This window comes from Halopenitus persicus (assembly GCF_900107205.1).
GTDB classification, from domain to species: Archaea; Halobacteriota; Halobacteria; order Halobacteriales; family Haloferacaceae; genus Halopenitus; species Halopenitus persicus.
Map to the genome: position 1 here is coordinate 89,476 of NZ_FNPC01000010.1, position 12,582 is coordinate 102,057.

The 12,582-nt window shown below is 54.1% G+C and carries 16 protein-coding genes; 8 read left to right on the forward strand and 8 right to left on the reverse strand.

Annotation, left to right across the window (positions count from 1 at the left end; genetic code table 11):
* Positions 1-25: 25 nt before the first annotated feature.
* The gene (locus BLV25_RS14200) at positions 26-883 is read right to left on the reverse strand and encodes a CPBP family intramembrane glutamic endopeptidase (protein ID WP_092734486.1); all 858 of its coding nucleotides are present in this window, start codon (positions 881-883) and stop codon (positions 26-28) included.
* Positions 884-1,047: 164 nt separating this feature from the next.
* Here BLV25_RS14200 and BLV25_RS14205 point away from each other — a divergent pair, with 164 nt between their 5' ends.
* Positions 1,048-1,755: a YqjF family protein gene (locus BLV25_RS14205; protein ID WP_092734489.1), complete on the forward strand. Its 708-nt coding sequence runs from the start codon at positions 1,048-1,050 to the stop codon at positions 1,753-1,755.
* A 1,591-nt stretch (positions 1,756-3,346) separates the two neighbouring features.
* On the opposite strand, the gene BLV25_RS14220 is transcribed toward BLV25_RS14205, so the two are convergent.
* From BLV25_RS14220 to BLV25_RS14235, 4 genes are all read right to left on the reverse strand, one after another.
* Positions 3,347-3,637 carry a hypothetical protein gene (locus tag BLV25_RS14220; RefSeq protein WP_092734492.1) on the reverse strand — a complete coding sequence of 97 codons (291 nt, stop codon included), beginning with the start codon at positions 3,635-3,637 and terminating at the stop codon, positions 3,347-3,349.
* 201 nt (positions 3,638-3,838) lie between these two features.
* Positions 3,839-4,150 (reverse strand): DUF3784 domain-containing protein, encoded by a 312-nt coding sequence (locus tag BLV25_RS14225; RefSeq protein ID WP_092734495.1) that lies wholly within the window; start codon positions 4,148-4,150, stop codon positions 3,839-3,841.
* The gene (locus BLV25_RS14230; RefSeq protein ID WP_092734498.1) at positions 4,143-4,604 is read right to left on the reverse strand and encodes a hypothetical protein; all 462 of its coding nucleotides are present in this window, start codon (positions 4,602-4,604) and stop codon (positions 4,143-4,145) included. Before BLV25_RS14230 ends, BLV25_RS14225 begins: the two co-directional genes overlap by 8 nt.
* 269 nt (positions 4,605-4,873) lie before the next feature.
* The gene (locus BLV25_RS14235; RefSeq protein WP_245710137.1) at positions 4,874-5,143 is read right to left on the reverse strand and encodes a hypothetical protein; all 270 of its coding nucleotides are present in this window, start codon (positions 5,141-5,143) and stop codon (positions 4,874-4,876) included.
* Between the two features lie 284 nt (positions 5,144-5,427).
* Here BLV25_RS14235 and BLV25_RS14240 point away from each other — a divergent pair, with 284 nt between their 5' ends.
* The 3 genes from BLV25_RS14240 to BLV25_RS16980 all read left to right on the forward strand — a co-directional run bounded on the left by BLV25_RS14240 (position 5,428) and on the right by BLV25_RS16980 (position 6,890).
* Positions 5,428-5,634 (forward strand): hypothetical protein, encoded by a 207-nt coding sequence (locus tag BLV25_RS14240; RefSeq protein ID WP_092734501.1) that lies wholly within the window; start codon positions 5,428-5,430, stop codon positions 5,632-5,634.
* A 153-nt stretch (positions 5,635-5,787) separates the two neighbouring features.
* Positions 5,788-6,147, forward strand: a complete 360-nt coding sequence (locus BLV25_RS14245) for a hypothetical protein (RefSeq protein ID WP_092734505.1) — start codon at positions 5,788-5,790, stop codon at positions 6,145-6,147.
* A gap of 68 nt (positions 6,148-6,215) precedes the next feature.
* Positions 6,216-6,890, forward strand: a complete 675-nt coding sequence (locus BLV25_RS16980) for a hypothetical protein (protein ID WP_143114467.1) — start codon at positions 6,216-6,218, stop codon at positions 6,888-6,890.
* 150 nt (positions 6,891-7,040) lie between these two features.
* Here the strand turns inward: BLV25_RS16980 and BLV25_RS14255 are convergent, their stop codons facing one another.
* Genes BLV25_RS14255 through BLV25_RS14265 form a run of 3 tightly spaced genes read right to left on the reverse strand, consistent with a single transcriptional unit; the run spans position 7,041 to position 9,261 of the window.
* A complete protein-coding gene (locus BLV25_RS14255; protein ID WP_143114468.1) occupies positions 7,041-7,616 on the reverse strand; it encodes a hypothetical protein in 576 nt (191 codons plus the stop codon).
* Positions 7,613-8,374, reverse strand: a complete 762-nt coding sequence (locus BLV25_RS14260) for an ABC transporter ATP-binding protein (protein WP_092734514.1) — start codon at positions 8,372-8,374, stop codon at positions 7,613-7,615. Before BLV25_RS14260 ends, BLV25_RS14255 begins: the two co-directional genes overlap by 4 nt.
* The gene (locus tag BLV25_RS14265; protein ID WP_092734517.1) at positions 8,371-9,261 is read right to left on the reverse strand and encodes an ABC transporter permease; all 891 of its coding nucleotides are present in this window, start codon (positions 9,259-9,261) and stop codon (positions 8,371-8,373) included. Before BLV25_RS14265 ends, BLV25_RS14260 begins: the two co-directional genes overlap by 4 nt.
* A gap of 652 nt (positions 9,262-9,913) precedes the next feature.
* On the opposite strand from BLV25_RS14265, the gene BLV25_RS14270 reads away from it, so the two are divergent.
* The 4 genes from BLV25_RS14270 to BLV25_RS14280 all read left to right on the forward strand — a co-directional run.
* Complete coding sequence (locus BLV25_RS14270) at positions 9,914-10,195, forward strand: hypothetical protein (RefSeq protein WP_092734520.1); 282 nt, start codon at positions 9,914-9,916, stop codon at positions 10,193-10,195.
* A 167-nt stretch (positions 10,196-10,362) separates the two neighbouring features.
* The gene (locus BLV25_RS17520; RefSeq protein ID WP_176819503.1) at positions 10,363-10,536 is read left to right on the forward strand and encodes a hypothetical protein; all 174 of its coding nucleotides are present in this window, start codon (positions 10,363-10,365) and stop codon (positions 10,534-10,536) included.
* 59 nt (positions 10,537-10,595) lie between these two features.
* Complete coding sequence (locus tag BLV25_RS14275; RefSeq protein ID WP_092734523.1) at positions 10,596-11,507, forward strand: DUF3267 domain-containing protein; 912 nt, start codon at positions 10,596-10,598, stop codon at positions 11,505-11,507.
* 122 nt (positions 11,508-11,629) lie between these two features.
* Positions 11,630-12,582, forward strand: a 953-nt coding sequence (locus tag BLV25_RS14280) for an outer membrane protein assembly factor BamB family protein (protein ID WP_092734545.1), incomplete at its 3' end; no start/stop codon positions are given.

The window sequence follows — 12,582 nt, forward strand, 5'->3', positions numbered from 1 at the left end:
TCTTCGACCGTCACTTGTCGTGAATCTATGCAGACCTGGCCGTGTCGTGGGCGAACTCACGCGTCAACGACGGGGCTCCGGACAGCGCGATTCCGACAGCAGCGAGTCCGAACGCGATAACACCGGCAACCCCGACCGGGCTGGCGACTAATTCACTCAGCACAGCATTGTCCGTGACGGCATACGCAATAACGAGACCGGCAGATCCGTTGAACACCCCGTGGAGTAACGCCGCTGCAAGCACGGACTCCGAGCGGATGACAAGGTACGTATAGACTGGCGAAAACGAGAGACAGGCAATCGTCATAGCAACGACGCCGATTACGGGGAACGAAGGATAGTTGTAGCCGGCAACGATGACCGGCGCGTGCCAGACACCCCAGAGCGCACCGATAGCAGCTGAGGCTTTCCAGAACCCCCACGGAGCCAACTCCCACAGCAGATACCCCCGCCAGCCGAACTCCTCGCCAAAGGCAAACACCGCGTTCACGGTCGCCCCGAGTCCAAGCACAAGCCCGAATGTCGCCACCACACCAAGCACTCCCGACGGCAATCCGAGCCCCGGCGTCGGATTGGCAGCCGGATCAAACCCGACACCAGGGACGGCCACCGCGATGAGAAGCGTCAATCCCACGAGTGGCAGGGCAACCACGGCAGCTACAGCAAGCCATCGAACACGGCCGATTCGCAGACCAACTGCCGACAGCGAAATATCCCGGCGGACACAAACAATGAGGCCTGCGATCATCGGTGAGAACATATATGCTGGCGCAAGCGCGATCGGACTCATCGCGGTGGTTCCGGAGACGACATAGAGCACGACGGCAAAGACACCGAGGATACTGACAAACAGCGCGAGACGGGTTCTATCAGGACTTGGCATTCGACATCACTATCCTGAACAACACGCCCCCAGCACAAAAAAGAATAACTGGCTCGCTTGAAACCCGTCTCAAGTAACGAGGCTCCACGGTAACTCTGTATTCTGTGTAGGTAATTGGTTCGTCCGCAACAAAGGTATTTGCGTCAGCGCTACGGAATTTATGTATGGTCGTTCCCCTGGAGATGAGTTGGCGCCATCTCTTATTCGAGAACTGGCCAATCGATCCGGCTGTGATGACTGCCCATCTCCCAGATCAACTAGAACCCGATGAGCACGATGGGTCAGCGTGGCTGTCGATCGTCCCATTCACCAACGTCGCCGTTCGGCCAAAAGGAGTACCCGAACCGCTTGGCATCCAACTCCCGGAACTCAACGTCAGGACGTACGTCACTCACGACGACGACGTTCCGGCAGTCTACTTCTTCAGCCTCGATGCACAAGGGATTACGAGCGTCCTCGGGGCACGTGTCTTCCATCACCTTCCATACTACTACGCACGTATCTCACTGACCTGGACTGACGGACGAGTCAGATTCAGGAGCCATCGTCGTCATCCAGGAGCCCGTCCCGCCCGGTACGAGGGAACGTACTGGCCAGTCGACGAGCCATTTTCGGCGCCGACCGATCCGTTCGGAGAGTTTCTGGTTGAACGGTATCGGTTCTACACCGAAGCCCAAGATGGGAGCCTCCGATACACCGATGTGGAACACGAACCGTGGACATTGTACCCTGCCGCCGCCGAGATTCAAACGAACACGCTACTTTCGGCACACGGATTCCAGATGCCAGACGAGGAGCCGGTATACTATTACAGCCCAGGCTTGGACGTGGTTGCCTCACGAAGCAAGCGCCTGCAAGCGGCACGCGTTTAACCGCGTTCACATCTCTGTGGGATCGACAAAAAGAGAGTTTAGAGAACTATGGCGCCATAACACGTAGAGGCAGTGCGGGGTGTTCGGTACGTGACTCGTGATCCCTTGTTGGCCCCCGAAACGAAGATCACGCTCGTGTTCATGTTTCTCGGGCTCACAGCATGGTACCTCGTTCAAACATTCGCAGAAAACGAGTTACTGGAGCTTGGGGCACTTTTCGGAATCGGGATTATTCTCCCGACACTTCTCAATGAGTTGCGGCGTCATTCAGGCTCAGAGTGAACGAGTTACAATCTATCCTGGCCACACCGTACGCAGACTAACTCACCAGTTGAGGAATCTGCCCGCAGACTCCATTATCCATCTGTTCTCTATCTGATTCACCGATAGCAAGAGGGGGGAGCAGGGATGGAGAGAGGGGGTGTGGGGAGCGGGCACCGGACCGACAGGAATACTGCCGGCAGGAGAGCATAAGAACTGACGGATACAGAAATCGGCTAACGATTAAAACCCACTTTGAGCTATACAGGTCTTATACTATAGATCGTAGCGTTTGGTGGACTTCAGAGTATCAAAGAAGAGTTGCCACACCTACAGAGGAATCGCTCAACACAGCACATATGACCACTTTGGTACGAAAGAGGCCCTCAAGGAAATCTCTATGTCGTTGGAAATTCTTCCGGTTACTTGTACGTGCCACCAAGTAGATCCACTCTCTTGAGGTCCGGTGCCCTCACCGTATTCATAGCCGTCGGAGCTATCGTTGTCACTCAAGTCCCGACACTATCGGTAGAAGAGATAACTGTCCGGACACCCGTCATAGTCGGCCTCATCAGTGGCATCTTGCTTGTACCATCAATCATCTCTCACTACCGATCCAGAAACAACCGAAAGGCAATCCGATGGACGCTATTCGCGTTTGGAATCCCGCTCTCTCTCACACAACGGTCACCATTCAATTTACTCGGTGTACTCGCCGTACTTCTAAGCTTGGCCCTTGCGTGGGATATTGATCACCGGCTCTTCAGAACGACATCCCAGTAGATCCAGTAAGGGGATTCTCGTAATACTTCACGCCTGCCGAACTACTCGGGTAGAACGGGACTCCACTGACAAGCCTCGGGGTCGTTCGGAAGACGAAGTCTTCCGTGATGACGAGACGCTCCGCGTCTCGAACCACTTGACCCTGAGGCGGTTGACATCAGCTCTTGTTATTCGGGTCAAAGGCGTAGTAGACGACAGCCATTGTGATTCCCATTACTACTGGTCCAAAACTTCCATCACCCGGCAGTAGGAGTCTCACAGCGAATACGCCCACAGCGGAGACCAAACCAACAAGAAGAGCGTAAGAGACACGAGAGAGGCCACGTACTCGATTGTCTAGCCGTCGGTACAGACCTCGTAGAATGTCCATACACATAATTATCATCGGCGAGGGGATGTCTCTTTTTGTTGATCTGGCTCTGTTGAAATCCTATTCGTGAGACATATGCTCGCTTGAAACAACTGGTCACTGAAAGGTACAGAGCTCCCGACCGTCTCAGAATACCACCGAAATACTTCAGACACCTACCCAAACCGAGCACTGTCCCTACTCGAATAGTAATTCAGGAACTGATGCGAGGAGACCGAGGAACATAACGAGAATACCAACGGCTACTATTCGAAGTATCCCGGCTGACCGTCGTCGCTCCGGGGGCAGCGATTCGGCGAACCCAGAGAATCCAAGCGCGAGACCAGTAAAGAGGAAGAAGTGGGAACTATTGAGTACGATACCAGTGTACACCCACGCAAGGAGGCAGATGGACGATAAGGACACAAAGATGAGTCCTTTCCTTCGTCCATCTGGCTTACGAAACACCATCCGCTGGAATATCCCCATACGTACAGGCAAGAGTTCGACCCGATAAAGCGTCCGGATGACTGAAAAGTAGTCTATAGTATCTCTCTCCTCGTATTGACCCTCACCGGGTCATAACATATCACTTTCTGAGGATCTCAACAGAGCCTTAGATCTGTATGTCCACCGAACGACTGTTTCGGTATAGAATGTATCGGACTACTCGGAGTTCAACAGAGTTGTTCAAGTTGATTCAAAACGTCGAGCACCGCGAATCATCCGGACAGCGATAGCAGCGACGGCGAGTATGAACACGATCCAGTACCACCCGCTGTCGGCAGTCGCGGCTCGGAGTTCCAGTATCCCGACGCCGATCGTCAAAACGGCCACGTAGAGTGCATTCGTTCCAATAAAATCAGCTAGACCTTCCTCATCTGTCACCGTCTCAGGGTCGTATCCAGCGATCAACTCCATCACACCGACGTACTTGATCAGGACACCGAGAATACCGACGAAAACTCCCGCTGCAATAGTGGTTACTGCGTGTTCACTCATGGGACTGTTGAGACCCTGTTCGGTTTCTGAATTGCTCGATACCCAATCGACCGAGAGACCCGACGGCAAAGCCAACGGTACCGATGATGAGGCTTGCAACGCCGAGCACCGCTAGTCCGACCGGATCAAAGAGGAACGCGAGTTTCCCGCCGAGCGAGTGGCTCGAAAGCCCCAAGAACGCCCACTCGGCTTGAAATCCGATGTAGGCTGCGAACAGGCTGACCCACGCCACGAGCAACCCACTCCGTCGAGCGCCGACACCAACGGCGACGACGAATCCGACGAGTGTCGCCGCCCCCGGCAGGACAATCACACCACCAGACACCTGAAAGACATCAAGCGCGTACGCCCCGAACGTCCCAACGAGAACTAAGAGGGCAATGAGTACGTCGACCGTCCACTGGAAGCGGCTTCGGGAGCGACCGACGAGTACTGTGCGGAGACCTGGAATCATATCTCTATTCTACGACTGTATCACAGAATACTGTTCACGTTCGATAACTCTACTGTAGGAGCACTCCGTATAAGAAACTCATACCCCACGGGCGTCGGACTCTCTATCGAAAATTACACTAATAACCACGAACCCGACGAAGATTGAAGGGTATAGAGGGAAAATTGGCGCTATTGAAGTCCTCAACAGAGGACACGTTCTGACCCGGCTGTGGTCAATACAGGGGACTCACGAATCGTTCAGTATCGGTGAGAAGTTATCGCTTGGTACTATCCGACCAGAGACCAAATCCCAGCTACAACGCCGATCACCGCCATAGAGACCATAAACCACACTAACCTATCGTCAGGGACGGTATCGATGGAGTTCGACGAGATGAATACCTCGTAGACTACTCCCACAATTATTCCGATTCCGCCAATTGAGAGCAGTACTGGGATGAGAGCTATACTTCCAGAGACGACGCTAGAAAGACCCATCGTTCCGAGAATAGCTCCACAGACGGCTAACGATATATAATAGAGACGTACTTTATTCATTATCTATAACCCTCGTCCTTATCGGCATATATTTTCTTCGACGAGGAACGCGACGAGCAGGACGCTGATAAATTCGCTCTCTTCAGCAACCGACTATTTCAGCTGAGAACATATCTAAAGAATAGGATTTCAGCAGAGCCGGAAGATTGGCTCTGTTGAAATCCTCACAAGAGGACTGGTTTCGGGCGTCGTGCAAAGTTGGAAGCTACATAGGACTCGTATACATTCTCTGGCACTAGGTCCTAACCGATACGAATTTGAAGATTCGCCGAACAATCTCGTTTATGGAGTTACGAAAGTTGGTCTCCGATCACCTTCCAAACGCCGTAGTTGCTGCGACCATTTTCACGCTCTACAATACCTACACGGGCGAGATCGCTGACCCAGTCACGATTGGTGTCGAATTTATTTCCTACGTTATTGCAATCTTCATCGGATTTATCGTTATTACTCCAGTTTTGAACAAGGCATTCAGTATTGTTACAACATGATGGGACTGTACTGAACCGAGCCGGGGCAAATGTAGCACCTGCTAAGAATTTCAATAAAGCAGCTCTATTGAAATCCTCTGCCGGTGAACCTACAACTAATCTGCGGTCAATACAGACAATCTATATAAATCTAAGCGGCGAATCGAGTTCTGGATGACTGCCCTCCACACCCTTCGGAAACGGATCCGTCCGGCGGCACTGCTGGTTATGTCTACCCTCATTGTGGCGGCTACCTATTTCGAGTTTGTGTACTACAACTCCCCGACGCTGTATTCCGTCGCTCTCTGGATAATCGTCGTTCCGATGCTGTTGGCGTCAACGGTGACTGGAGTTCGAAGCCATCCACTCTACCAGCCACTCGTGTATGGTGGGTTCATCGTGATCGGGACACTACAGTATCTGGACGGAGAGTGGTTCCTGCTCGCCGTTCTGTTCGTCCTCGGCGGAGTTCTCGGTCTTGCTGTCGAACTTCGCAACCAAACCAATGTCACGCGTTCAGGCTACCAGCAGTAACGCTGTACGTTCTCACACCGAGAAACACTAGAAGAGCAGTATTTAGTGAACAGCTGTTTCAGACGAGAATGTGTCTGAAGGATAGGATTTCAACGGAGTCACTAGACCAATTTGAACGGACGATCGGTGTTGAACTCTGGAACCTACAACCAGAAGTACGATACGACGGCGAGTACGGCGGCTACCGAGCTGACATCATCGCACGCGGATACGACGGTGACCAATTCGTTGACGTGATAGTCGAAGCCAAGTTCGACCGCAACAAAGGAAGCGCCCTGAACCACCTGAGAATGCTATTCCTCTATGGCAACCTCGCTGACGCAGATGTGCTCGTCTGGTTGACGGATGCCGAGCTAGACTCACGTATCTACGAAACTGTGGCGTGGCTCGCACCCCAGACAACTGGACTAGATCTCAAAGTCGTCGAAACCAGTGTTCGAATTTCCGCAGGTGACCTCAGCTCTCTCAGATTCAATCGTGATGTCCCCGATACGACTGCCCACTCAGACGACGAATCGACGCTCCGCCAACACCAGCGACGTTACTGGGCGGAACTCATCGACGAGTACCCACGAGACGTGCTTGATCTGAATGTTCAACCAAGCGCCGATACAGTTCACAAACAAGGCCGTACAATCCCAGTCAAGGGCGTTCTTCCCGAACTCGTCGTTCGTCAGAAAGCACATCTAAAGTTCGCACTCGATTCCAGCAATCGGCCCCACCGACACTCCATCAACGCCTAGCAGACGACCGAGATGACATCGAACCTAACGTCACATCAACCGGAATATGGAACATCGGATAATCTCGAACATCAGTGCTTGTCATAGCCGGATGCAAATCCTGCTGATACTGCGATCCGCGTCTACTTCCTAACGGCTATTTGAAACCTCTTAGATCAGGCTTTGCTCTCCCAGTTTGACGGTGATCTCCGGTGAGAATGAATCCCATTCCTCGTTCTCTTCTGTTGTATATTCAAGAATCGGTGGCTCGAATCTACCCCGGACGTACATAGTTCCAGTTTCGATGATGTCGGAGCCGTGTACGTCGTACGTTTCTGTGACCGTCTCACCCGCATCGAGCGTTCGTACGAGCGGTGTTGACTCAACTCCATAACTCTGTCTTGACTCAGCATCAACGTACCGGCTTTCTTCATATCGATCGGTCCAGAGTATCGTCCCTGATCCGCCGTCTTGCGTGTCAAGCGATGGGACGAGTTCCAAGAGACCAAACGGCCAAATCCCCGTATTCCGGATCTCGATAGGGGACTCCTGTTTGTTCGTCACGCTGAACGCCATTTGTGCCGGATGTTCAATAACGGCATTCGGTTCGACGATCTCTATCGAAATGCCGAGTGGCGTAGTCGTTTCTGCGTTCACGTCCGTGATAGTGTACTCTGTCGCGCCGAGACACCCTGTGAGGCTAACCATCGACGCACTTGTAACGCTGAGAAGCGTTCGTCGCTTCATTGTGTGGTCTCCGAAGAGGGCTCGTCGGATTGTCCAGACCCGCCCGTCACTGCGACGAATATCTCTTCAACTGTCGCATCGGAGCCGACGGGTGTTTCCGCACGCAGGGAATCGATTGTCCCTTCGACCACGCGGCGTCCCTCGTGAAGGATCCCGATCCGATCACACACAAGCTCAACTTGCCCGAGTACGTGGCTGGAGAAAAAGACAGCAGCACCGCGGTCGTTCTCCTCATGAACGATTTCTCGAACGGTACGAACGCCATGCGGGTCCAACCCAGTAAACGGTTCGTCCAACACGAGCAGATCAGGGTCACCGACAAGGGCCATCGCAAGCGCCAGTCGTTGTTCCATCCCCTGCGAGAACGTCCCGACTGACTGCCCGTCAACATCGTTTAGTCCAACCCGGTCTAACAGCGCCGCTGGTGACTCACTGACTCGTTTCGTGTCAATAACCAATTCAAGATGTTGACGCGCAGAAAGCCTATCGTAGAGACTGTACCGATCTGGAAGAATACCGACGCGGGAATGAACGTCGATGACATCGCGTTGTGGGTCTTGGCCGAGAACGCTAATTGAGCCTGTCGTCGGACGAATATAGTCCATCAGCATCCCGATCGTCGTTGACTTCCCTGCGCCATTCGGTCCGAGGAACCCGTAGATTTCATCGCTTGCAACGGTCAGTGTGAGATCGTCAACGGCTGTTGTTGACCCGTACTGCTTCGTCAGTCCCTCGATCAGTATCGCAGGATCACTCACACAGCATCACCCCGGGAGAAGTAATATCGAGCGAATCCCAATGGCACGACTGCCCACACGAGTAGAATGAGTAGCCCAACTGCTTCGTTGAGATACAGTGGTGCTGTCCCAGGCGCGAACGTCGCTTCAACGACGTACGCATTCGTCTGTGTCTGCGGCTCCAGTTTTGTGAGGACGTGACTGTACGTGTTGGCGGAATTCCCGACACCGAGCAGCCAGTTTGAGACAACACGATACGCGCCGTCAGGAGACAAGCGAAGCAGCAAAAACAGCGGGCCGGACGCTGGCGGTTCATACGGATTGACGGGCGTGCCAGTCACCTGCGTGAAAAGAGCCGTACTGATCTGCGTCCAGAACAACACTAGTGGCAGAAATATCACGCCGAACACAGTCCCGGCAGCTGTGACTGTTCGCTTAGCGACAGCCGATACTGCCGTCCCAATCGACACGAGAACTCCGACGTACACAATCGTGCTGAGAACCATCCCAAGGAACAAGATTGGATTGAACACGCCGTGATCAACCAATCCGAGAATACCGAGAACAAGGCACGCGACCGCGACGGGGCCAGCGATACCAGCTGTTCGTCCGGCCACTTTCCCAAGAAGAATGTCTGTTCTCGTCAGCGGAAGTCCAAGTATGAATTTCACGCTTCCAGAGGTGCGTTCACCGACGATCGACTGATAAGTTAAAAGAAGCACTCCTAACGGAAGGAGCACTGTCCCGGCGATCTGGACGTACCCGGCAGTAATATTCGCACCGAGACCATCCCACCCAATATAGCTGGGCCGATACCCCCAAAGAACCATAAGCACGGCAAGTAGCCAGACGCCTTTCGACGTTACAACTGTTCGTGCTTCTTTGCGTGCAAGCGGGGACCAACGCATTAAACCGACATCCCCAGCCGTCCCCCTTAGGTGTTCTGTAGATTAGATCTCATCTTTCACCCATCCAGTGAACCGCCTTGAAGTCAATCCCCGAGGCGCTCATCTTGCTCATCTATCGAAACCATCACGCAGATCCCGCTGTTACATAGTCTCTCATTCCCCGGTACTTGGCCAGTACTATAACGAGCTAGACCTGTCTGTACTGAGTGAGTACCTTCCGGATCTGTTGAAATCCTATCCTTCAGATCTGCTATGGACTGAAACATCCGTTCGCTTAAGCCTGCATAGATAACGTCCCCGACTACCGAAACTGGCGAGAATGTCAACCGAAATTTTATGCGTTTGAGTGCGGCTCCGGTTCACGGTTTTTCGTATATCCAACAAAACCTGCTGAGATAAGGATAGCTACGAATAAGGACATAACACCAAGGTGCATCAGGGAATCATTATTGGATGTATACCCGACTAACGCCACGAGATAGGTAATTATCAATAGACAAATCACCCCGAGACGGATTTTGGGTAAGTTTTCCATAGTCACTGCTAAATCCTCAACCATAAATAAGTTCACTCCATTGGCATCACCTGTACTGACCGCTGTCCGCGGAGCAGCATCGTCACAACTTTGAGAATTGCGTCGGAAACCCAATTGATGCCCTCCAACAAAGCGACAGCCGCGGCCCCGATAGCAACTGGCGTCCTTCTCGCCGGGACGGCTACACGAGAAGTCGCACAGAATGGACTCGAAATCTGGACGACGCTGGCGCTCGCCGGTGGCCTCTCCGCGGTCGCTGTCGGCCTCAGCGTTCTGACCGGCCTCAGTGGGTTCGACTCCGACGACGCCCTCGATGGACACCACGACCGGACAACAGTCGCGCTCGCAGGCCTCGCGCTGACGAGTATCGCTGTCGGTGCCGGGATCGCGCTAGCGTAGACGACGCCAACCGACCCGCGTCCGCGCTACGTCCGATACCCGCTCAACGTATGCTGTCGTTTGGGACACGCAACGGTGCACTCCCAGCGAATAGCCTGTACTGACCGAGGCCGGGCCAGAAGGTAGCACCTGCTGAGAATTTCAATAAAGCCAACCACATTGAATATATGGAACAGAAACAGCTGAAGACGCTTATTGGGGTGGCAATGGTCGGCTTAGGGCTTTTCCAAGCGGGATCGTTCGCCCTACAAAGTGACTGGCTACCGATGGTTTTGGGGCTCCTCTACGCAGCTATTGGAACCGCATATCTCTGGGCAGAAGTCTACACTGCCGGTCAGTAAGCTGCCGAGACAGATCTGCTGACCCGTACAGTTAACCGATTGATAAGTGATTCAATAGTATGGCTTCGGCCGATACCAGTGATCCGGAGACGCTACTCGCGGATCTTCAATTGACGCGCGGACTTACCATCCAGATGACCGCGCTCACCACACTCGGCTTCGTTATTACAGCGGTCGCACTAAGCGGCCTCTACCAAGCCGGTACTGGGCATCCGGCGTCATTCCGGTTCGCATCCGGAATCAGTTGGTGGACCAACGCCCTTGACGTTCTCATTATTCTGGTATTGGCGACTGTCTTCGTCATTCCTCACGAGTGGCTGCACGGCCTTGCCATCCGGTACTACGGCGGCGAGGCGAAATACGGCGTCGGGATCGCACATTTCATTCTCCCGTACGCCTACGCCACAACTGACCACGAATTCACTCGTAACCAGTTCATCGTCGTCCTCATAACGCCACTAGTTGTGCTGACCGCCATCGGTGTCCCGGCGATGCTGGTCTTCGAGTGGGGCTGGCTTATCGTCCCGCTGGCCGCGAACGCCGCTGGAGCGATTGCTGACCTCTGGATGACGATGACGCTGCTTGCCTATCCCGCGGATGTCCGTCTCGAAGACCATCCCAAGGGGGTTCGGATACTCGGCCGCGAAAGCGACCGTCGAGGAACGTTGTCGGTGACTGCCGTTGTCTGGGATGCACTCGCCGGCGCAGCCGTCGCCGCTGTCAGCGTATTTCTCTTGTTGGCAGTTGGCGGTCCGCTTGTCCTAGATGCTTTCGGCGTTGATTCACTCACGATCGGCACGCCCGACACTTTCAGCTTCCTGTTCTCATTCACGTCAACGCCTACCGAGATCTCGATGAGTGTCGGCTCTGGAGTACTCGGTATTGGGGCAGCCGTCGGGGTGCTATACGCATTTGTGCGGAGCTATCGACGCGCTCGCTCACCTGATGAGACATCGACGAAGAATAATTGATCGAGGACGCGCAAGTGGTGAACAACATCGGGATCAAGTCCCGAGGCACTCGTTCTGATTAGTTAGTAGACGCCACACATCTATTGTTGGGCGGACTGTTCGTACCACCAGGTAAGAGTCGAATGGACGGCATCGCTATGCAACGGCGAGCGTTTCTCGCTGCGACAGCCACGTCAGTAGGCGCGATAGCTGGGTGCTTCGGCACGTCGAATCAATCGCTCCCGAACGACCCCACCGGTGACTGGCGACAACAAGCCCACGACAGTCGTAACACCGGCGCATCCGATGTCGCCATTCCAGATCGAGGGAATCAAGCATGGGACGCCGGTGACGCAGGAAGCATCGAACCGCTCGTCGCTGATGGAATGGTATATTCCGTCGGAGCTAATGCGACCGCACTCGACGCACAGACTGGCGACCAAGAGTGGGAATACGAATTTTCGGCTCAAACAGGTCCGACACCAACAGTAACGGACAACCACCTACTCATCCCCGCAGAACAACAAATCGTCGCGCTGAACCGAAGCGATGGCTCCGAAGAGTGGACACGCTCTCTCCCTCGTCCCGCTGAGGGTTCACTTACTGCTGGTTCCTCGATCATCACGCTCTCCCTCACTGGACGCCGTGGCGAAACCGGGCTCATCGCGTACGACGCAACAACCGGCGATCGACTCTGGGGCCACCCGACACTCGCAGCGCGGACAACCGCAATCGATGACGACCGCGTCTACGTCACAGGCTACCTACAGGATGGCAATACCGGTGTACTCCGCGCGCTCTCCACCGCAGATGGTTCCTTGCTGTGGGAAACCGAACTCGACCATCCGGACACTGAGCCAGTCGTCGCCAACGACGAGTTACTCGTTACCGACCAAGGAACACTTGCTGTCCACGACCCGGCAGACGGGACGCGAGTACGCTCACTCGGTACCTTTGGCGACCGCCTCGGAACACCGCCCGCTGTCAGCAATGGGACCGCGTTCCTCGGAACACGAAGTCAGGAAATCGTCGCTCTTTCGATCGATGACGGCGCAACGATCTGGCAGCAATCCGGAAGCGCAACCCGCGGGATTAG